The sequence below is a fragment of the Gracilibacillus sp. YIM 98692 genome, assembly GCF_010993965.1.
Classification (GTDB): Bacteria; Bacillota; Bacilli; order Bacillales; family Amphibacillaceae; genus Gracilibacillus.
This window is the reverse complement of the sequence record NZ_WIXM01000007.1, coordinates 47,101-66,588: the sequence shown is the minus strand read 5'-3', so window position 1 is coordinate 66,588 and position 19,488 is coordinate 47,101. Positions and strand designations below refer to the sequence as shown.

The window sequence follows — 19,488 nt, the reverse complement described above, 5'->3', positions numbered from 1 at the left end:
AGAGAAACTTATCAAGGTGACAGCGTCTGTTATCCCTCTTAATTTTTCATTAATGAAGTGGTGAGGGTTACGGACGATTGTTCACCGTGAAAAACAGCTTATGCTGTATCATGTTATTAGTATACCATTCATGCTATAATAGCAAATAATACAATACTTCGTCATTCGAATATAGATATATTTGTTGGGGAAAATGAGGTGGAACAATGAAAATTTCAACCAAAGGTAGATATGGATTAACCATCATGATTGCTCTTGCTAAAAATGCTGGTAATGGTCCAGTATCATTAAAGACAATAGCAAAGGAAAATGATTTATCTGAGCATTATTTAGAGCAGTTAGTAGCTCCATTGAGAAATGCGAGCTTAGTGAAAAGTGTGCGAGGAGCTTATGGAGGCTATGTCTTATCTAAAAAGTCAACTGAAATAACAGCAGGTGATATCATCCGTATTTTAGAAGGTCCGATTACACCTGTTGAAGGAATTGAGGATGAAGAGCCAGCCAAGCAAGAGCTTTGGATACGAATCCGAGATGCTGTTAAAGATGTACTGGATACAACGACATTAGAAGATTTATCCAATTATGGTGAAAAAGGTACACAAGATCCTTACATGTTTTATATTTAATAGAAGGGTTGAACATTCATGGAAGCAATTTATTTAGATCATGCTGCAACAACACCTGTACATCCAGAAGTCATTCATGAAATGACAGAACAATTGCAAGAAAACTTTGGGAATCCATCTAGCATTCATTCTTACGGGCGAAAAGCAAGACAAGTGTTAGATCAAGCTAGAAGGATAGCAGCTAAGTCGATTAATGCTACCGAAAAAGAAATTGTATTTACAAGTGGCGGTACAGAAGCAGACAATTTAGCCTTAATAGGTACAGCATATGCGAATAAAGAGAATGGTAATCATATTATTACGACGAAAATAGAGCATCATGCAACGATACACACGGCAGAATATTTAGAAAAACAAGGATTTAACGTCACTTATTTAGATGTGGATAAAAATGGTGTTGTTGATTTAGATGAATTAAAACAAGCATTAACAGATCAAACGATTCTTGTCTCGATTATGATGGTAAATAACGAAACAGGAGTGATTCAGCCAATAGCTGAAATTGGTAAAATATTGGCGGATCATCAAGCATATTTGCATACAGATGCTGTACAAGCATACGGAATGAATCCGATAGATGTGAAAGATATGCAAATAGATTTGTTAACTGTATCTTCTCATAAAATTAATGGACCTAAAGGGTTAGGTTTTTTGTATGTTGGAAAAGATGTAACTTTACATGCACTGCAACATGGTGGAGAGCAAGAACGAAAAAGAAGGCCAGGAACGGAAAATGTAGCCTCTATAGCAGGGTTTCGTAAGGCAATTGAAATAGCTCAGTCGAAACGAGAGGAACACTTCAAAACCTATGAGGATTATCAATCTCATTTTTTAAAAACATTAGAGGAAGAAGCTGTTTCCTTTTCTATTAATGGAGCAGAAAGTGACAGAGTTCCAACGATTGTTAATATTAGTTTTCCTGGAACAAATGTCGAATCCTTATTAATGAACTTTGATCTTAGCGGTGTTGCAGCTTCAAGCGGCAGTGCATGCACAGCAGGTTCTGTGGAGCCTTCACATGTTTTAAGTGCTATGCATAGTGAAGAAAACCCTTGTACAACAAATTCTATCCGTTTTAGTTTTGGATATGCAAATAACAAAGATAATGTCATAGAGGCAGCCAAAAAGGTAGCGGCAATCGTGAAGAGATTAACAACATTATAGAAGGTGGTGACAACCATGAAAAGAAAAGAAGACACACGTGTTATTGTTGGAATGAGTGGTGGCGTAGACTCTTCTGTCACGGCTTTACTGCTCAAACAACAAGGTTATGATGTTGTCGGTATATTTATGAAAAACTGGGATGATACAGATGAAAATGGAGTGTGTACAGCAACAGAAGATTACGACGATGTAGTGCGTGTATGCAACCAACTTGATATTCCTTACTATGCAGTAAATTTTGAAAAACAATATTGGGACAAAGTATTTACTTATTTCTTAGAAGAATATCAAGCAGGGAGAACTCCTAATCCCGATGTCATGTGTAATAAAGAAATTAAATTTAAAGCCTTTCTAGACCATGCGTTAACCCTTGGTGCAGATTATGTCGCTACAGGTCATTATGCACAAGTAAGACGTGAGGGAGATCGTGTTAAAATGGTGAGAGGGATAGATGATAACAAAGATCAAACTTATTTCTTAAATCAATTATCTGAAGAAGTATTAGAAAAAGTGATGTTTCCGTTAGGTCATCTGCCAAAAAAAGAAGTGCGCCGTATTGCCAAAGAGCATGAACTGGCAACCGCGACTAAAAAAGATAGTACTGGAATATGCTTTATTGGTGAACGAAACTTTAAAGACTTTTTAAGTGAGTATTTGCCAGCACAACCGGGTAAAATGACAACATTAAATGGAGAAGTAAAAGGCGAACATGATGGATTAATGTACTATACCATTGGGCAACGTCAAGGGCTAGGCATCGGCGGTCCAGGAGGCCCATGGTTTGTTGTTGGAAAAAATGTCAAAGATAATATCCTGTATGTGGGGGAAGATTATCATAATGATGCGCTTTATTCGGACGGTTTAGTAGCTTCTGAAGTCAATTGGATTAATGAAACTCCAACAGATTCCTTTTCATGTACAGCTAAATTCCGTTATCGCCAAAAAGATAGTGGTGTTACTGTATATCCAAACAATGAAGGCACAGTAAAAGTAGTTTTTGATCAGCCAGAGCGAGCTGTCACACCAGGACAAGCGGTCGTCTTTTATGATGGGGATGTTTGCCTTGGCGGTGGAACCATTGATGAAATCATAAAGAATGATCAAGCATTAGATTATGTTGGGTAAGGGAAAGTAGGGACAGCACTTTGTCAAAAGGCTGTCCCATCTTTGTTTTTTTATAAAAATCAAGTAAAATATGAAGTGTGGAGGTTGTTAAACATGGACCAAGGAATTCAATATATGAAAGAAGGAAAAATAGAAGAAGCGGTAAAATATTTTACAGAAGCGATTGAAAACAATCCAAAAGATCCCGTTCACTATATTAATTTCGGAAACTTGTTACTACATATGAAAGATTATGAGCGAGCTATTCGATTCTATCAGCGCGCTACCGAGCTAGATGAAAGTGCAGCAACAGCTTTTTATGGTTTAGGGAACGCCTATTTTGAACAAGATGTGTATGATAAAGCAAAAGAATATTATCAAAAAGCTATCTCATTAGGCTTAGAAGAAGCAGATGTTTATTTAATGCTTGGCATGACGTTTTTATATGATGAACAGTTTAAACTAGCACTTCCGTACTTGCAGCGAGCGACAGAGTTAAATGAAGAAGATGAAGCTACTTTGTTCCAATATGGTCTAGCATTAGCGCAGACAGAACAGTTAGAAGCTGCTAAAGATACTTTTGAAAAAGTGCTGGAATTAGAAGAAAACCATAGTGACGCCCATTATAATTTAGGTGTTATTAGTTTATACCACGAAAAGGTACAGGATGCTTTACAACATTTTGAAAAAGCAATCGAGATTCAGCCAGATCACATGTTAGCTGCAAATGGCAAAAGTCAAATTGAGAAAATGTTAGAGGAAAATGATTCATAAAGGGGTCTATTAGCGATGGAAATGCAACAAGTCGTAGATCAAAAAAATTTTATAAAGGGAGAAATGATCTATACGATTTTTGAAAACAAACAGGAGCATTTCTCCATTGCTAAAATTAAAGTCATCGAAACAAACCAAGCGATTGAAGAAAAAGAAATAGTCGTGAAAGGGTACTTACGCAGACTGGACCCTGGAGAAACATATGAATTCTATGGAAAGCTGGTAGAACATAAAAAGTTCGGACGTCAATTTCAGGTAGACAGCTATCAACGGTTTTTACCAGAATCAAAAGAAGGAGTTATCGCCTACTTATCTAGTGATTTATTTCCGGGAATCGGTAAAAAAACAGCAGAACGAATTGTGGATACATTAGGAGAAACTGCTCTGTCAACCATACTGCATGATAAGGCAGCTTTGGAGCAAGTAAAAGGGATACCAAAAGAGAAAAGAGAAAAAATCTATCAAGTCTTGCAGGAAAATCAGGGATTTGAGCATATTGTGGTGGAATTATCTAAATATGGTTTTGGGTTAAAGTTAGCTCAAAAAATGTATAGTGCTCATAAAGAGCTGACTTTAGAACAGCTGCAAGAAAATCCTTATGCCTTTGTGTTCGAGGTGGAAGGCTTTGGATTTCTAAGAGCAGACCAAATTGCACAACAGAACGGATTATCTTTAGATCACCCAACCAGAATACAGGCAGCTTGTATTTATATATTGCAAAATAGTATCCAAAATGGACATGTTTTTCTTCCGTTAGACGTTCTATTAACAGAGATGGATCAACTTTTAGAAGGTGAATTAAACGAAATAGCGGTTGATAAAATGACTGAGCAGATAGTTGAATTAAACAAAGAAAAGCAGATTATTGTGTCCGAACAAAAGGCTTATTTGCCTTCGCTATACTATTCAGAGACTGGATTTTGTGCTCAAATAAAGCGAATTACAGATAAAAAAATAACGAGATCTTTTACCGATGCCGACTTATTAAAAATAGTTGGAGATTTAGAAGAGGAAGAGTCTTTAAGCTATGGAAAGGAACAATACCAAGCGATTGAGACCGCCTTAAGCGAAAAAATGATGATTTTAACAGGTGGTCCTGGAACAGGGAAAACAACGGTCATAAAAGGGATTATTAATGCGTATGCTGACATTCACGAATTGTCTATAGATAAAGATGATTACGATGATCAAGAAGATTATCCTTTTATTTTAACTGCACCAACAGGTCGTGCAGCTAAACGAATGCATGAATCAACAGGCATCGATAGTGTAACGATCCATCGATTATTAGGATGGGACGGGCAAGAAACATTTGATAAAGACGAAAATAACCAGTTATCAGGAAAAATATTAGTTATTGATGAGTTCTCTATGGTGGATACATGGCTTGCTTATCAGTTATTTCGAGCGATTCCTAGTGATATGCAAGTTCTGATAGTAGGAGATGAGGACCAATTACCGTCTGTTGGACCTGGGCAAGTTTTAGCTGATTTATTAAGCAGCGGTGTCATTCGTTCGATTCAATTACGAGAGGTTTATAGACAAAAAGAAGGATCCAAAATTATCCAATTAGCACATGACATTAAAAATGGACAAATCAAGCAAGAGGAATTACAAAAGGCAATTGACTTTAATTTTTTCAGTTGTGGTGAACATCAAGTCGTCGAAATAGTAAGGCGAATTGTTCAAAAAGCAAAGGATAAAGGGGTCGATTTACGCCAGATGCAAGTGTTAGCACCGATGTATCGTTCTAAAGCAGGGATTCATCGCTTGAATGAATCATTACAGCAAATGTTAAATCCATCTCAGCCTGGAAGAAGAGAAATGCGATTCGGTGAGGTTGTTTATCGAAAAGGTGATAAAGTGATTCAGTTAGTGAATCAACCAGAAGATGGTGTGTTTAATGGAGATATTGGCGAAGTTGTTGCCATTTTTGAAAAGGATGAAAACAAAGAACAAGAAGAGCAATTAGTTGTATCCTTTGACGAACGAGAAGTCGCTTATGCTAAGACTGATTTAATGAACTTGATGCATGCCTACTGCACTTCTATTCATAAATCACAGGGAAGTGAGTTTTCGATTGTGATCTTGCCAATTATTCCAGGTTATCATCGAATGCTTAGAAAAAATCTTATTTATACAGCTATTACTAGAGCGAAAGAATCATTAATCGTTTGTGGAGATAAACAAGCATTTTTAACAGGTGTGGAAACGGAAGATAAAAATAGAAGGTATACATCGTTAGTAGAGCATTTGCATGAATTGTTTGGTGTAAAGGAAGAACAAGAGGAGAAGGAAAACGAAGAAAAGGAAGTAAAATCCGCTGATGAACAATTGCTAGAAGTAGAAATAGAACAAGAAGATTTCTCGCCATATGATTTTATGGAAGAGTCAAACAAGTAGCATGCCTCTGGTGAAAAATTAAGGCATGCTTTTTTTTGTTCAAATAGAGGAAATCTCTCCATATAGCGTTATATAAGCTGTCACAAGGATAAAAGTTAGTGACTACCAAAATTGTTTCATGAAGTTCATTTTCGTATTCTTTGTAGTTTTATGCCGCAGTAAATATTGTACAACTTGGTTTATTTTTTAAATAAAATTTTTTTACTTTACTTATTTCAAATAATTGGTATAAAAAAACAATAATGGGGCAAGGATGGTAGCAAAAAGGAAAAGTGAGGGAAGAACTGTGCTATGTCCTAACTGTCAAAGCAAAGATATTGGCATTATCGGTCCAGAACAGTACTATTGTTGGAATTGCTTTATTGAACTTACTGTTCAGAATAACATGCTGCATCTTCATGAGGTAGAAATGGATGGGTCGTTAAGCTCTTTAGACGACTTATTTACAGATGAAGAACGCAGAATAGAAAGGTAACCATATGGCAAACCAATCTAAAAGAATTAGAATTGCATTACAGTTAGTTATTCTTTGTTTATTTGTCCTATTCATTTATTTATTATATGTACTGTTTCCATTTTATAAGCAATTCGTGCTCATGCTTTTACACGTGTTATTTCCTTTTCTAATGGCAGGGTTAATTGCATATTTGCTCCATCCTGTTGTGGAAAAAATACACCATTACCACATACCTAGACCAGTTGCCATATTAATTATTTATTTCTTATTTTTTGCGGGAACTGGCTTAGGTATCTACTATTCATTGCCAGTGTTCATCCATCAATTGAGAGAATTACAGAGTAACATTCCACAGTTTATGGATGCTTATCGTTCGTTTGTATACAATATTTATAGTCAGACATCCTTTTTACCAGAGGAATTTCATGACCGCTTAGATGTGTTGTTTCATGATGCAGAGGATACGTTAGGAGACCGCGTTACAGGGTTTGTAAAAAACATCCCCATGTTATTCGATATATTTGTTATGCTTGCAGTTATTCCGATTCTTGCCTTTTATTTTTTAAAGGATTATCAGATATTAGGAAGAGGTATTCTGAGAGTCATTCCATCTAAATTTCAAGATTTCACGAAAACATTAGCAAAAAAAATAGAAGATAGTCTAGGTCAGTATTTGCGAGGACAAATATTGGTTTGCTTTTTAGTCGGCTTTGTCAGCTTTCTATTATTGAAATGGATTGGCATGAACTACGCACTCATTTTAGGGATTATCATTGGACTCACCAATTTTATTCCCTACTTTGGTCCTATTTTAGGAGCGATACCGACAGTGTTAATCGCTTTAACCATTTCTACTAAAATGGTGATTTATGTTATTGGAGTCGTGTTAGTAGTTCAAATATTAGAAGGTAATTTATTATCGCCATTTATTGTAGGGAAAAGTATTCACATTCACCCTGTTTACCTTATTTTTGCCTTGTTTTTAGCGGCAAAAGTAGCCGGTATTATTGGAATGCTGTTAGCTATACCTCTGCTTGCCATTGGTCGAGTCTCTATTCCTTTCATTATGAAGCAAGTTAAACAAATTGACAGATAAGCAAAACTTTTCTATAATATGCTAGCGAAAGTAAATATTATGAATACGTTGAAGAACCCGAGTACATGACTACTCATTTGTATACATAATGTACGAAGAGAGGAATTTCCCTAGGCTGAAAGAAATTCTAAATGCAATGGTCATGGAAGCTAGTTCTAAGTGCAGCTAATCCCTGCCGGTACCATCACCGTTATCCGAGATAAAGTAGATAGTCTTAAATAGATAAGACTATAATTAGGGTGGTACCGCGGAATCATACTCTCGTCCCTGCAATATGCAGGGTCGAGAGTTTTTTAATACGGACTGTCTCATAAGTTCAGTTCATAGAAGGTAAGGATTACAGTAGCTGGAATATATGAGACTCCTGTGGGATAGAGAGCCTAAGAACCCCACAGTGAGGGGTATTACTCACGAGGCTTGTGGGGAGCCAAAGGAAAGCGAGTTATGTTCCAGTTGAGTGTACAGTGAGTTGACTTTTAGGACAGCTCCAGTTTTTAATAGATCAAAACTTATTGGAGGCGAAATCATATGAAACATTTAACATCAGCTCAAGTCCGACAAATGTTCCTAGATTTTTTTAAAGAGAAAAATCACCAAATAGAGCCAAGTGCATCATTAGTGCCGAAGGATGACCCAACTTTACTTTGGATTAACAGTGGTGTCGCTACATTAAAGAAATACTTTGACGGTCGAGTGGTTCCGGATAATCCAAGAATAACAAATGCCCAAAAATCAATTCGAACAAATGATATTACCAATGTTGGCTATACAGCTAGACATCACACTTTTTTTGAAATGCTCGGTAATTTCTCTATTGGAGATTATTTTAAAGAAGAAGCGATAGAATGGGCATGGGAATTCTTAACTAGTGACAAATGGATTGGATTTGATCCAAATAAATTATCGGTAACCGTTCATCCAGAAGATGAAGAAGCCTATGAAATATGGCGTGACAAAGTTCAGCTGCCAGAAGAACGTATTATTCGCATAGAAGAAAATTTCTGGGACATTGGAGAGGGGCCTAGTGGTCCAAATACCGAAATCTTCTATGATCGCGGTCAAGCATATGGGAATAACCCTAATGACCCCGAGTTATACCCAGGCGGTGAAAATGAACGCTACTTAGAAATTTGGAATTTAGTGTTTTCTCAGTTCAATCATAATCCAGATGATACTTACACACCTTTACCGAAGAAAAACATTGATACTGGTATGGGGCTAGAACGATTAGTTAGTGTCATTCAAGATACGAAAACTAATTTTGAAACAGATTTATTTTTGCCCATTATTCAAGCTACGGAACAATTAGCTAATGTAAAATATGGGGAGAAAGATGAAACAGATGTAGCATTCAAAGTGATTGCAGACCATATTCGTACAGTAACCTTTGCTGTTAGTGATGGTGCGTTACCGTCTAACGAAGGCAGAGGGTATGTATTACGTCGTTTATTAAGACGGGCAGTTCGTTATGCTAAGCAAATCGGAATTGAGAAGCCCTTTATGTATCACTTAGTCGCAACAGTTGGCGAAATCATGGAAGCTTTTTATCCGGATGTGAAAAAGAAAGAAGATTTTGTTAAGAATGTTATTAAAACAGAAGAAGATAGATTCCATGAAACATTACAAGAAGGTTTGCAAATTTTAAACACAATCTTGAACAAAGAATCAAAAAAAGGCAGTACCGTATTCCCAGGAGAAGAAGTATTCCGTTTATATGATACGTATGGTTTTCCAAAAGAATTGACAGAAGAATATGTTGCAGAAGCTGGTTTCACGATTGATGAAGAAGGCTTTGATAAAGAGATGTCCAAACAACGTGAGAGAGCTCGTAATGCACGTCAAAAGGTAGATTCTATGCAAATACAAGATGGTGTACTAGGTGATGTGGAAACAGCTAGTATTTTCGTTGGGTATGACAGATTAGAAGTGGAAACAAACGTGGTTGAAATTGTTGCTGATAATGAGCTTGTTTACAATGCAGCAGAAGGGCAAGAAGCTTATATTATTTTAGATGAAACACCTTTTTATGCAGAAAGTGGTGGTCAAATTGCGGATAATGGGATTATTGCATTTGACCAAGGAAAAGCACGTGTTCAAGACGTTCAGAAAGCACCGCAAGGACAAAATCTGCATCGCATTACAATAGAAGAAGGTACGCTAACAAAGGGGCAAGCTGTAAAAGCAAAGGTAGATAAAACTTCCAGACAGTTTATCATCAAAAATCATACTGCGACACACTTATTACACCAAGCGTTAAAGGATGTACTTGGCGATCATGTGAATCAAGCTGGTTCTCTTGTTGCTAGCGATCGTTTGCGTTTTGACTTTTCTCATTTTGGTGCAATAACAAAAGAGGAAATTGCAGAAATTGAAGAAAAAGTAAATGAGAAGATTTGGGATTCTATTTCTGTTGAAATCAGCAATAAATCATTAGAGGAAGCCAAAGAGATGGGAGCAATGGCTCTCTTCGGTGAAAAATATGGTGACGTTGTTCGTGTTGTAGAAATAGGTGAATACAGCATTGAGCTATGCGGTGGATGCCATGTTCGAAATTCAGCAGAGATTGGTTTATTTAAAATTGTTTCAGAATCTGGTATAGGTGCTGGAACAAGACGTATAGAGGCTGTAACAGCAAAAGCTGCTTATCAGTATGTGAATAGTAAACACCAAACTTTACAACAAGCGGCTAATTTATTAAAAACTAAAGAAGATCAAGTCTTAGATCGAATTGACCACCTTTTCAAAGACATGAAAGAACATGAGCGTGAGATGGATTCACTAAGAAGTAAAATTTCACAAATGGAGGCTTCTTCCATTTTAGATGATGTACAAGATATTGATGGTATTCAAGTGTTGGCAAAACAAGTAGATGTGTCTGATATGAATCAATTACGTCAAATGGTGGATGAAATGAAGCAAAAATTAAAGTCAGGTATTATATTGCTTGCGACAGTAAATAATGAAAAGGTACAATTGGCTTCCGGTGTTACGAAAGATTTGGTAGATGATGGATATCATGCAGGAAACTTAATCAAAGAAGCTGCTCAGATATGTGGCGGCGGTGGTGGAGGCCGCCCAGATATGGCACAAGCTGGTGGAAAAGATGCAAGCAAAATTCAAGATGCTCTTCAGTTTGTAGAAAAATATGCCCAAAATAACAGTTAATTTTGGTAATTTGAAGAATTAAACGATATAATAGACAGACAACAGGACATGAAATCGCAATAATATTTTGGGGGTGCTTCCATGGATGGAATGGATAAAACAATGAAATTTAACTTTTCAGAAGAGTCCATAGAAAAGGACGTAGGTGAAGTGCTTCTTCTTGTACATGAAGCACTTGAAGAAAAAGGGTATCATCCTATCAACCAAATTGTCGGTTATTTATTGTCTGGGGATCCTGCCTATATTCCACGTCATAAGGATGCACGTAACTTAATGAGGAGAGTAGAGCGCGATGAGATAATTGAAGAACTTGTCAAATACTATATTCGTGCTCATCATCAAGATGAATAAAGTCTTAGGTTTAGATGTTGGGTCTAAAACTATTGGAGTTGCGATTAGTGATGCATTAGGATGGACGGCACAAGGTTTAACAACAATTCACTGGCAAGAACCTGAGTACGATACGGTGAAAGATACGTTTAAACAACTTATAGAAGAGCATACTATAGAGAAAGTAGTCATTGGCTTCCCTAAAAACATGAACGGTACAATTGGACCTAGAGGTGAAGCATCACAAGAATTTGGGAAGTTTGTTGAAGAAAACTTTTCTCTAGATGTTGTATTATGGGATGAACGCTTAACAACAATGGCTGCAGAGAAAGTGTTGTTAGAAGCAGACATGAGCCGCAAAAAGCGGAAAAAAGTAATCGATAAGATGGCTGCTGTAATGATATTGCAAGGTTATTTAGACAGCCAATAGAAGGAGTTGAATATTGTGTCGTTAGAAGAAAAGGAACGTATCATTATTCCTGATGAAAACGGAGAAGAACATTTATTTGAAGTATTGTTTACATTTGATGTGGACGAGTCTGGTCAATCATATGTTGCTGTTGTTCCTGCTGAACAGAAAGAAGACGAAGAGGTAGAAGTATTTGCATTTCGGTATGAAGAGAAGCAAAAAGACGATGATTTGGCTCTATATCACATCGAATCAGACGATGAATGGGATATGGTGGAAGAAGTGTTAAACACCATCGCAGATAACGACGATTTAGCAGAATAAAGTAAAGCAAGCTGGCTAAAAAAAACCTTTTAGCCAGCTTTTTTTATCCGTTATCTTAAATAAACTGCCGCTTTTGCCACAATAGCTATATACTACGACGTAACTAAGCAAGTTAAGTGTTAAAAATTCGCTTAGGGATTGGTGGTTTTTCATTTTAGTTTACTTTGTAATTAATCTTGTATAAGGGAAATATTAACAAGTATAAAGTATGGTTTGTTGTTTAAGTGAAAAATTTAATAATTGTGAAAGTTTTACTTCATTTAAAATTGTAGTATAATAAATCGGGTGAGAGGAGGATGTCAAATGGGGAAGGAAAATGGAGAAACATCCAAACCAAAGTCCAAAAAACTTACACACACAGAAATTGCACAAATGAGAGGAAAAGAAGCAAGTATTGCACGTAAAATTGTAATCATTATATTAATCGCAATGGTAGCGGCTCTAATAATTGGCGGTTATAGTATATATAAATATATTCAGGAAGGAATCTCACCGGTCGATCCTGATAGTGAGGAGCAAATAGAGGTTACCATTCCATTAGGATCAAGTAGTTCTGACATTGCAAACATTTTAGAAGAAGCAGGGATTATTTCTAACAACTTAATGTATCGGTTTTATGTGAAATTTAATAATGCTGCTGATTTTCAAGCTGGTGACTATACGTTATCACCTTCTATGTCACTTGCCGAGATAACAGACGAGTTAGAAACCGGAAGTATTCAAAGGGAACCTGTTCTTAGAGTGACAGTACCAGAAGGAAGAAATTTAGAGGAAATTGCTGATATTTATGAAAGTAAAGCAAACATTGATGCAGAGACTTTTTTAGAAAAAGTAAATGATTCAGATTATATTTCCACATTAATGGACAGATATCCTACATTATTGTCTGATGAAATTCTAGATGATGATATACGCTATACACTTGAAGGATATCTTTTCCCCGCAACTTATGAGTTTTTTGAAGAGGAACCTTCTGTCGAAACGGTTGTCCAGAATATGCTTGACAAATCACGTAATGTTATTTTAAGTTATTATGAACAAATAAGAAAATCGGAAGAGTTTTCTGTGCATGATGTGGTTACTTTTGCTTCATTAGTAGAAGAGGAAGCTCCTTCATCAGATGATCGCCGTTTGATTGCAAGTGTTTTTTATAATCGTATGAATGATGACATGATGTTACAAACGGATCCTACAGTCATCTATGCGCATGGTGAACATATTTCTCGACTGAATTATGATCACTATGAAATAGATTCACCGTACAATACGTATCAAGTTAGCGGCTTACCTGTTGGACCGATTGCGAATTTTGGTGAAAGTTCACTGCAAGCTGTTATAGAACCAGAGTCGACTAACTATTATTATTTCCTTGCAGATGTTGATGGGCATGTCCATTATTCGAGAACATATGAGGAACATCAAAGGAAAGAAGCTCAATACATTCACAATAATTAAATGAGGAGCAGGGGAGCGATAGTATCCCTGCTCTTCCCATATAAGAAAGGAGTTCTCTAGTGATAGATCCGAACATTCTAGCGTATCTAAATGACTTACAGCCATCTGAAAACGATTTGGTTGGTCAAATGAAAGAGGAAGCAAAACGGGACCATGTACCGATAATGGAACAGCAGGGAATATCTTTTCTTCAACAACTTATTCGTATAAAGCAACCTGACAAAATTTTAGAGATTGGTACTGCAATTGGGTATTCATCCTTAATGATGTTAGAAGCAAAGGAAGACATGCTGATTACAACCGTTGAACGGAATAAGGAAATGATTGAGCGTGCTAAGTATTATATACAAGCACAAGAGAAAACAAGTCATATTGAAATAATTGAAAAGGATGCATTAGAGGCAGAAGTAGAAATAAAGGATAGGAGCCCATTTGATATTATATTTATTGATGCAGCAAAAGGTCAGTATCAACGTTTCTTTCAATTATACGAACCATATCTAAAAGATGACGGCATGATTATAACAGATAATGTCCTATTTAAGGGACTTGTCGCAACTAAAGACAATGAAAACAAGAGATTACAAAAAATAGCGAATAAAATAAATCAATACAACCAATGGCTAATAGAGCATCCAATGTATCATACAACGGTATTACCCATTGGAGATGGAGTAGCCATCAGTGTTAAGAATAAGCAAAGGTGTGACATAGATGACAAATAAGAAACCTGTCATTATAGGGGTTGCGGGTGGATCTGGTTCTGGCAAGACATCAGTTACTAAAGCGATTCAGAACCGTTTTACTAATCAATCTGTTCTGGTTTTAGAGCAGGATTTCTACTATAAAGATCAATCTGATATGCCAATGGAAGAAAGGCTTAAAACGAATTATGACCATCCATTAGCCTTTGATAATGACTTGCTTATTGAGCATGTCGAAAAACTACGAAATCAACAGTCTATTGAAAAACCAGTGTATGATTATACGATTCATACACGTTCCGAGGAAGTTATTCCTGTAGATCCAAAGGACGTAATTATTGTAGAGGGCATTCTTATACTGGATAATACTCGGCTAATGGATTTAATGGATATTAAAGTTTTTGTGGATACTGATGCAGATTTACGTATTATTCGACGTTTGTTACGTGATATTAATGAACGAGGTCGCTCTATTGATTCAGTTATTAACCAATATATACAAATGGTTCGACCGGCGCATTTGCAATTTATAGAGCCAACAAAGCGATATGCAGATGTTATCATCCCCGAAGGTGGACAGAACGAGGTGGCCATAGACTTATTGGCAACTAAAATAGAAAAAATTTTGGAGAAAAGCTAAGGGTTAAAACTATTGAAAAATTTAAAAAAATCTGCCATAGTAGTGATTAGTATTATTCATTATAACGTTATCACGCTTGTTAGAACTAATCTTATCGAAACGAGAGTGATAAAATTCAGATGAATTCATACAAATGAGGAAATCGATTTATTATCAATGTACTTATGCAGATTATAGGAATGGATAGAAGGAGTGTAGGACCATGGCAGAAGAAAAAAGCTTTTATATGACAGAAGAAGGTAAAAAGAAATTAGAAGAAGAATTAGAGTATCTAAAAACAGAGCGTCGTCAAGAAGTTGTCGAGCGTATTAAAATTGCTAGAGGGTTTGGAGATTTATCAGAAAACTCTGAATATGATGCAGCAAAGGATGAGCAAGCATTTGTAGAATCACGAATTGTACAAGTGGAAAATATGATCCGAAATGCTGTTATCATTGAAAATGATACGGATAATCCTGATGTGGTATCTTTAGGAAAAACCGTTACTTTTCAAGAGTTACCTGATGGAGATGAAGAAAGTTACACTATTGTTGGTAGTGCAGAAGCAGATCCGTTTGAAGGAAAGATTTCCAACGATTCCCCAATTGCCAAGAGTCTATTAGGGCATTCTATTGGTGAAGAGGTTGTTGTACCAACACCTGGTGGAGATCTGAACGTCAAAATTATAAATGTAGAATAAAGATAATGGGTGTCCAATTCAGACACCCATTTTTATATGAAAAATTAACTAATATCATCATATACATAATGTTGCATTAATATTTTTTCAATAAAGCTATCTTTATCTTGTTCCACCAAAAATTGGAAGATAATATTTTCTGATATGTTGTGAAACTTTATCGTTTTGTCATTAAAAAAATGAACAAACAATAACTTTTTGTTTTTATCATAGCTAATGGATTCAAATGAATTCAATTCCCATAACTTTCTATTAAATGTAACGGTTTTCAATAAACCACTCCTTACATATCTATCTTTTATATATATTCCATACTTATGTGAAAACTCCTTCATATATGACAAAAAAAGAAGAAAATCGAGGTTCATTTTATTTGTTTTTATACTATAGTTAAGCATAAAATTATAAGAAAAACTAAGGCTTTAGCCATAAGGCTTGGCTAAGCCCAAGTTTTCTGTATAGTTAAATGAATATTTTTTGCTGATTCTTATTTATTTTTAGTATAATAAATATTGGGAGGGTGGATAAATGAGTAATGATTTTCAACAGATAACAAGGAAAGATCGCTATGAAAAACAAAGAAAAAGTACAAAGGCGATCACGTGGTTAAGTGTTGCTGGAGGAGTATTCATTATCATTATAATAGCGATGGTGGTATTTGGAGGCACTGAGGATACTCCTGTAGCGGTGGGGGACGAAGAGGAAAACAAAATGCAAGAAGAAAATGGTGAAGAAGAATCCAATAACGAATCTTCCGAAAAGGAGGAATCAGACACGACTTTACCTGAAGATAGAGAATCTAATGATGAAAATGAATCTGTCGGACTTAATGATGAAGAGGCCGGCCAATCTGAAGAGCAAGAAGAGAATGATACTACGAATAATCAATCAACAGAAGAAGCGCAAACTTATCAGGTAGAATCCGATGATGAGAATGTAAGTAATGCTTATGAAGGTAACTGGGAACCAGTAGGTACTGAGCAAACAGGTCCACATACTATACAATTTGATAAAGAATCTGTGGATTGGGAAGAAATGTTACAAGCAGTAGAGGTTGCAACTGGCATACCTACAGAGGAACAGATTGTTTGGTGGATCGGAAGATCGGGAAAACAAGCTGTAGAAGCAACTATTTCGCCAAGTAATAACCAGAATGAGACTTTTCGGGTTCATTTATCATGGATTAATGAAAAAGGGTGGCAGCCGACGCTTGTGGAAGAATTAATAGAAAATGATGTAAAAGAGAATAGTAGTGATAGTGAAGAAACGAATGATACAGAGGAAGAGCAAGAAGAATAATAGGGGGATTTTTTGTGATTGGCATTATCGGTGCAATGGATGAAGAAGTAGAACTTTTAAAATCGAAAATGGAAGTAAAGGAACATTTACAGGTCGCGAATGGTGATTTTTATGTTGGTGGTTTAGAAGGGAAAGAGGTTGTATTATTAAAGTCAGGAATTGGGAAGGTGAATGCAGCATTAGCGACGACCATTCTGCATGAGAGATTTCAACCTGAATATGTCATTAATACAGGTTCTGCAGGTGGTTTCCACCATGATTTAGAAGTTGGAGATATTGTCATTTCATCGGAAGTAGTACATCATGATGTGGATGTGACTGCATTTGACTATGATTATGGACAAGTTCCAGGTCTACCGGCTACTTTTTTAGCTCAGCCCACATTGGTTGAAAAAGCAATGCTAGCTGCTAAACAGCTTGATAATGGTATTCAAGCGATGAAAGGACAAATATCAACTGGTGATTCTTTTATGCAAGACATAGAAAGAGTTAATTTTGTTAGGAGTAAATTTCCTGATATGATAGCAACTGAAATGGAAGCAGCAGCTATTGCTCAAGTATGTCATCAATACGACACGCCATTTGTTGTCATCCGTGCACTCTCAGATATAGCTGGAAAGGATTCCTCTATTTCATTTGAGTCATTTTTGGCAAAAGCAGCTAACAATGCTGCACAATTAATTATATCCATTATCAACGAATAAAAAGGCTGTCAATCGACAGCCTTTTTATTTTTTAATTCGTTACGGTAATATTCATGAAACACTTTCATTAGGGCGCGTTTTTCGATTCGAGATACATAACTGCGCGATATATTTAATTTTTTGGCGATCTCACGTTGCGTTAATTCATCCTTATTACCTAAACCAAATCTTGCAATAATAACATCTTTTTCTCGTTCATCTAATACACGTAAATATTTTTGTATCTTCTTTAATTCCATGTGCAATTGAATAGCTTCGGTAATATCATCGTTTTCCGCTTCTAAAATATCCATTAAACTAATTTCATTTCCTTCTTTATCTTGCCCGATGGGGTCTTGTAAGGAAACGTCTTTTTTGGTCTTTTTAATAGCACGTAAATGCATGAGAATCTCATTTTCAATACAACGTGCTGCATAAGTAGCTAGCTTCGTCCCCTTACCAATAGAGAAGCTCTCAATACCTTTTATTAACCCTATTGTACCAATAGATATTAAATCTTCTACATCTTCACCTGTATTTTCAAATTTCTTGACGATATGTGCAACGAGTCTGAGGTTATGTTCGATCAATTTGTTACGCGCTTCTTCATCTCCATTTTGCATTCGTTTAATCATTTCAGACTCTTCATCTGGGGATAAGGGGTGAGGGAAAGTATGATTCTTAATGTAGGCTACAAAGAACAAAGCCTCTTTTAAAAGTGCAACAATTCCAAAAAGGATCGACAAGATGACACCTCCCAAAGTAGGTATTTGCCCATATTTAATCTTATGCCGATCGTTTGTCTATTGTGCGAAATGTCCAAGCCAAAATTCTATTAAGATAAAAAACTCGTTGATTGACGAGCCATTGGTGAAGTAAAAGGCGTAGTTGCGCTTATCTATCTTCCTAATCGTGGTATCTACGTCAAATTTACTCCATCGGAAACATGATATAAATGCTGATAAAAAAAGCATTGCCATCTAAAAGATGACAATGCTTGGATTTTATCATGGTGAACAACCATCCGTAAGCCCCTCCTGATGGAAGTCTCTCTTTATTTTCGCTTCTTAGATTCTGCAAAGGCATCTTTAACTTCCGACCCTGTTTTTGTCCAAGGCATAACTCCTAATTGATGAGCAGCACGACCAAGCATATGAGCAGAAACAGGTGCCGTAAGCAGCACAAAGATAATACCTAAAATAAGTTTTCCGCTAATCATGTTGAGCTCTGTATATAGAAAGATAAAAGCTCCGATCATAATTCCAGCGATACCTAGTGTCGCAGCTTTGGTAGAAGCATGTAGTCTAGTATAAACGTCTGGAAATCGGATTACCCCAATTGTTGCAGATAAAATAAAAAACGTTCCAAATAGGAGTAATACAATAATAAGGATATCCAATATGACTTCAGTCGTGGTCCCTGTCAATGATAACACCCTTTTCTAAGTATTTTGCTAATGCAATTGTACCGATAAATAGTAAAATACCGATTAATAATATAACGTCATTTAACCTTGTGGTTGGAAGTAAAATGGCGACAAGACCCGCTGCTGCCATCAAATTAATCCCTATTGCATCAAGTGCAACTGCACGATCTGGATTGGTTGGTCCTTTGACTACTCGATACAACAGTAAAGTTATGGAAATGGTGATAACGAGTATGCATATGATTGTCACTATATTTAATACATCATTCATCGTGTAACCTCCATAATGGCTTTTTCAAAAGTATCCTTAATGGCACTTATGGCAATTTCGCTATCCTCAATGTCCATCGCATGGACGTAAATCTTTTGATTATCATCAGACACAGCTACTGATAGAGTACCTGGAGTTAAAGAAATTAATGATGTGAGTATTGTAATTTCCCAGTTGCTTCTTAAATCGGTTGGCAATTCAAAAATACCAGGGCGATAATTTTTACCTGGGCGATACACCCACTTTACGATGTCGATATTGGATAGAAGTAATTCCTTTATAAATAAGAAAACAAGACATAACATTTTCCAACCCCGATGCAAATAAAAAGCATCTGGAATAAATCTTCTTAGTACAAAAAGCAATAGCGCACCAATTAAGAATCCACTAAAGAAAGAGACAAATGTATAGGATTCACTTAAAAACATCCACATTATGGCAATAATTAAATTTATAATAAGTTGAAGTGGCATTTTATA

22 protein-coding genes are annotated in these 19,488 nt (G+C 36.1%); 17 read left to right on the top strand and 5 right to left on the bottom strand.

The genetic code is table 11. The annotated features are described in order from the left end of the window. The first annotated feature begins 206 nt into the window (after positions 1–206). From cymR to greA, 15 genes are all read left to right on the top strand, one after another. Positions 207–626, top strand: a complete 420-nt coding sequence (gene cymR / locus GHD00_RS09115; RefSeq protein WP_163537852.1) for a cysteine metabolism transcriptional regulator CymR — start codon at positions 207–209, stop codon at positions 624–626. Between the two features lie 18 nt (positions 627–644). After that, complete coding sequence (locus GHD00_RS09110; protein WP_163537851.1) at positions 645–1,790, top strand: cysteine desulfurase family protein; 1,146 nt, start codon at positions 645–647, stop codon at positions 1,788–1,790. A 15-nt stretch (positions 1,791–1,805) separates the two neighbouring features. Then, positions 1,806–2,915, top strand: a complete 1,110-nt coding sequence (gene mnmA, locus GHD00_RS09105) for a tRNA 2-thiouridine(34) synthase MnmA (RefSeq protein WP_163537850.1) — start codon at positions 1,806–1,808, stop codon at positions 2,913–2,915. Between the two features lie 84 nt (positions 2,916–2,999). After that, on the top strand, positions 3,000–3,668 hold the full coding sequence (locus GHD00_RS09100; protein WP_481810384.1) for a tetratricopeptide repeat protein: 669 nt from the start codon (positions 3,000–3,002) through the stop codon (positions 3,666–3,668). Positions 3,669–3,683: 15 nt separating this feature from the next. Beyond that, complete coding sequence (gene recD2 / locus GHD00_RS09095; RefSeq protein ID WP_163537848.1) at positions 3,684–6,071, top strand: SF1B family DNA helicase RecD2; 2,388 nt, start codon at positions 3,684–3,686, stop codon at positions 6,069–6,071. Positions 6,072–6,324: 253 nt separating this feature from the next. Continuing rightward, entirely contained in the window at positions 6,325–6,546 is a 222-nt protein-coding gene (locus GHD00_RS09090) for a hypothetical protein (RefSeq protein WP_163537847.1), read from the top strand. 4 nt (positions 6,547–6,550) lie between these two features. Further along, on the top strand, positions 6,551–7,624 hold the full coding sequence (locus GHD00_RS09085; RefSeq protein ID WP_163537846.1) for an AI-2E family transporter: 1,074 nt from the start codon (positions 6,551–6,553) through the stop codon (positions 7,622–7,624). A gap of 528 nt (positions 7,625–8,152) precedes the next feature. Next, on the top strand, positions 8,153–10,789 hold the full coding sequence (gene alaS / locus GHD00_RS09080; RefSeq protein WP_163537845.1) for an alanine--tRNA ligase: 2,637 nt from the start codon (positions 8,153–8,155) through the stop codon (positions 10,787–10,789). Positions 10,790–10,870: 81 nt separating this feature from the next. Then, complete coding sequence (locus tag GHD00_RS09075) at positions 10,871–11,140, top strand: IreB family regulatory phosphoprotein (RefSeq protein ID WP_163537844.1); 270 nt, start codon at positions 10,871–10,873, stop codon at positions 11,138–11,140. Next, positions 11,133–11,549, top strand: a complete 417-nt coding sequence (gene ruvX / locus GHD00_RS09070) for a Holliday junction resolvase RuvX (RefSeq protein WP_163537843.1) — start codon at positions 11,133–11,135, stop codon at positions 11,547–11,549. Before GHD00_RS09075 ends, ruvX begins: the two co-directional genes overlap by 8 nt. 15 nt (positions 11,550–11,564) lie before the next feature. Then, positions 11,565–11,852, top strand: a complete 288-nt coding sequence (locus GHD00_RS09065; protein ID WP_163537842.1) for a DUF1292 domain-containing protein — start codon at positions 11,565–11,567, stop codon at positions 11,850–11,852. Positions 11,853–12,155: 303 nt separating this feature from the next. Continuing rightward, entirely contained in the window at positions 12,156–13,307 is a 1,152-nt protein-coding gene (gene mltG / locus GHD00_RS09060; protein WP_163537841.1) for an endolytic transglycosylase MltG, read from the top strand. A gap of 59 nt (positions 13,308–13,366) precedes the next feature. Then, positions 13,367–14,032, top strand: coding sequence for an O-methyltransferase (locus tag GHD00_RS09055; RefSeq protein ID WP_163537840.1), 666 nt, complete (start codon positions 13,367–13,369; stop codon positions 14,030–14,032). Next, on the top strand, positions 14,022–14,651 hold the full coding sequence (gene udk / locus GHD00_RS09050) for a uridine kinase (RefSeq protein WP_163537839.1): 630 nt from the start codon (positions 14,022–14,024) through the stop codon (positions 14,649–14,651). Before GHD00_RS09055 ends, udk begins: the two co-directional genes overlap by 11 nt. Positions 14,652–14,853: 202 nt before the next feature. Beyond that, positions 14,854–15,330: a transcription elongation factor GreA gene (gene greA / locus GHD00_RS09045; protein ID WP_163537838.1), complete on the top strand. Its 477-nt coding sequence runs from the start codon at positions 14,854–14,856 to the stop codon at positions 15,328–15,330. A gap of 44 nt (positions 15,331–15,374) precedes the next feature. Here greA and GHD00_RS09040 read toward each other — a convergent pair whose 3' ends face one another. Further along, the gene (locus tag GHD00_RS09040; RefSeq protein WP_240468654.1) at positions 15,375–15,602 is read right to left on the bottom strand and encodes a KTSC domain-containing protein; all 228 of its coding nucleotides are present in this window, start codon (positions 15,600–15,602) and stop codon (positions 15,375–15,377) included. Positions 15,603–15,858: 256 nt separating this feature from the next. On the opposite strand from GHD00_RS09040, the gene GHD00_RS09035 reads away from it, so the two are divergent. Together GHD00_RS09035 and mtnN are read left to right on the top strand one after the other, a co-directional pair. After that, complete coding sequence (locus GHD00_RS09035) at positions 15,859–16,629, top strand: YrrS family protein (protein WP_163537836.1); 771 nt, start codon at positions 15,859–15,861, stop codon at positions 16,627–16,629. 14 nt (positions 16,630–16,643) lie between these two features. After that, complete coding sequence (gene mtnN / locus GHD00_RS09030) at positions 16,644–17,333, top strand: 5'-methylthioadenosine/S-adenosylhomocysteine nucleosidase (protein WP_163537835.1); 690 nt, start codon at positions 16,644–16,646, stop codon at positions 17,331–17,333. An 8-nt stretch (positions 17,334–17,341) separates the two neighbouring features. On the opposite strand, the gene sigK is transcribed toward mtnN, so the two are convergent. The 4 genes from sigK to GHD00_RS09010 all read right to left on the bottom strand — a co-directional run bounded on the left by sigK (position 17,342) and on the right by GHD00_RS09010 (position 19,482). Beyond that, positions 17,342–18,058 carry an RNA polymerase sporulation sigma factor SigK gene (sigK, locus tag GHD00_RS09025; protein ID WP_240468653.1) on the bottom strand — a complete coding sequence of 239 codons (717 nt, stop codon included), beginning with the start codon at positions 18,056–18,058 and terminating at the stop codon, positions 17,342–17,344. A gap of 308 nt (positions 18,059–18,366) precedes the next feature. Further along, the gene (gene mnhG, locus GHD00_RS09020) at positions 18,367–18,738 is read right to left on the bottom strand and encodes a monovalent cation/H(+) antiporter subunit G (protein ID WP_163537834.1); all 372 of its coding nucleotides are present in this window, start codon (positions 18,736–18,738) and stop codon (positions 18,367–18,369) included. After that, on the bottom strand, positions 18,719–19,009 hold the full coding sequence (locus GHD00_RS09015) for a Na(+)/H(+) antiporter subunit F1 (RefSeq protein ID WP_163537833.1): 291 nt from the start codon (positions 19,007–19,009) through the stop codon (positions 18,719–18,721). Before GHD00_RS09015 ends, mnhG begins: the two co-directional genes overlap by 20 nt. After that, a complete protein-coding gene (locus tag GHD00_RS09010; RefSeq protein ID WP_163537832.1) occupies positions 19,006–19,482 on the bottom strand; it encodes a Na+/H+ antiporter subunit E in 477 nt (158 codons plus the stop codon). The genes GHD00_RS09015 and GHD00_RS09010 overlap by 4 nt, the downstream gene beginning before the upstream one ends. Positions 19,483–19,488 lie beyond the last annotated feature (6 nt).

Coding starts and splice junctions, on each gene's coding strand:
- GHD00_RS09085 (WP_163537846.1), top strand. CDS start 6,551: ATGGCAAACCAATCTAAAAGAATTAGAATTGCATTACAGTTAGTTATT.
- GHD00_RS09010 (WP_163537832.1), bottom strand. CDS start 19,482: ATGCCACTTCAACTTATTATAAATTTAATTATTGCCATAATGTGGATG.
- GHD00_RS09035 (WP_163537836.1), top strand. CDS start 15,859: ATGAGTAATGATTTTCAACAGATAACAAGGAAAGATCGCTATGAAAAA.
- ruvX (WP_163537843.1), top strand. CDS start 11,133: ATGAATAAAGTCTTAGGTTTAGATGTTGGGTCTAAAACTATTGGAGTT.
- mnmA (WP_163537850.1), top strand. CDS start 1,806: ATGAAAAGAAAAGAAGACACACGTGTTATTGTTGGAATGAGTGGTGGC.
- greA (WP_163537838.1), top strand. CDS start 14,854: ATGGCAGAAGAAAAAAGCTTTTATATGACAGAAGAAGGTAAAAAGAAA.
- recD2 (WP_163537848.1), top strand. CDS start 3,684: ATGGAAATGCAACAAGTCGTAGATCAAAAAAATTTTATAAAGGGAGAA.
- cymR (WP_163537852.1), top strand. CDS start 207: ATGAAAATTTCAACCAAAGGTAGATATGGATTAACCATCATGATTGCT.
- GHD00_RS09015 (WP_163537833.1), bottom strand. CDS start 19,009: ATGAATGATGTATTAAATATAGTGACAATCATATGCATACTCGTTATC.
- mltG (WP_163537841.1), top strand. CDS start 12,156: ATGGGGAAGGAAAATGGAGAAACATCCAAACCAAAGTCCAAAAAACTT.
- alaS (WP_163537845.1), top strand. CDS start 8,153: ATGAAACATTTAACATCAGCTCAAGTCCGACAAATGTTCCTAGATTTT.
- udk (WP_163537839.1), top strand. CDS start 14,022: ATGACAAATAAGAAACCTGTCATTATAGGGGTTGCGGGTGGATCTGGT.
- GHD00_RS09075 (WP_163537844.1), top strand. CDS start 10,871: ATGGATGGAATGGATAAAACAATGAAATTTAACTTTTCAGAAGAGTCC.
- GHD00_RS09110 (WP_163537851.1), top strand. CDS start 645: ATGGAAGCAATTTATTTAGATCATGCTGCAACAACACCTGTACATCCA.
- GHD00_RS09090 (WP_163537847.1), top strand. CDS start 6,325: ATGGTAGCAAAAAGGAAAAGTGAGGGAAGAACTGTGCTATGTCCTAAC.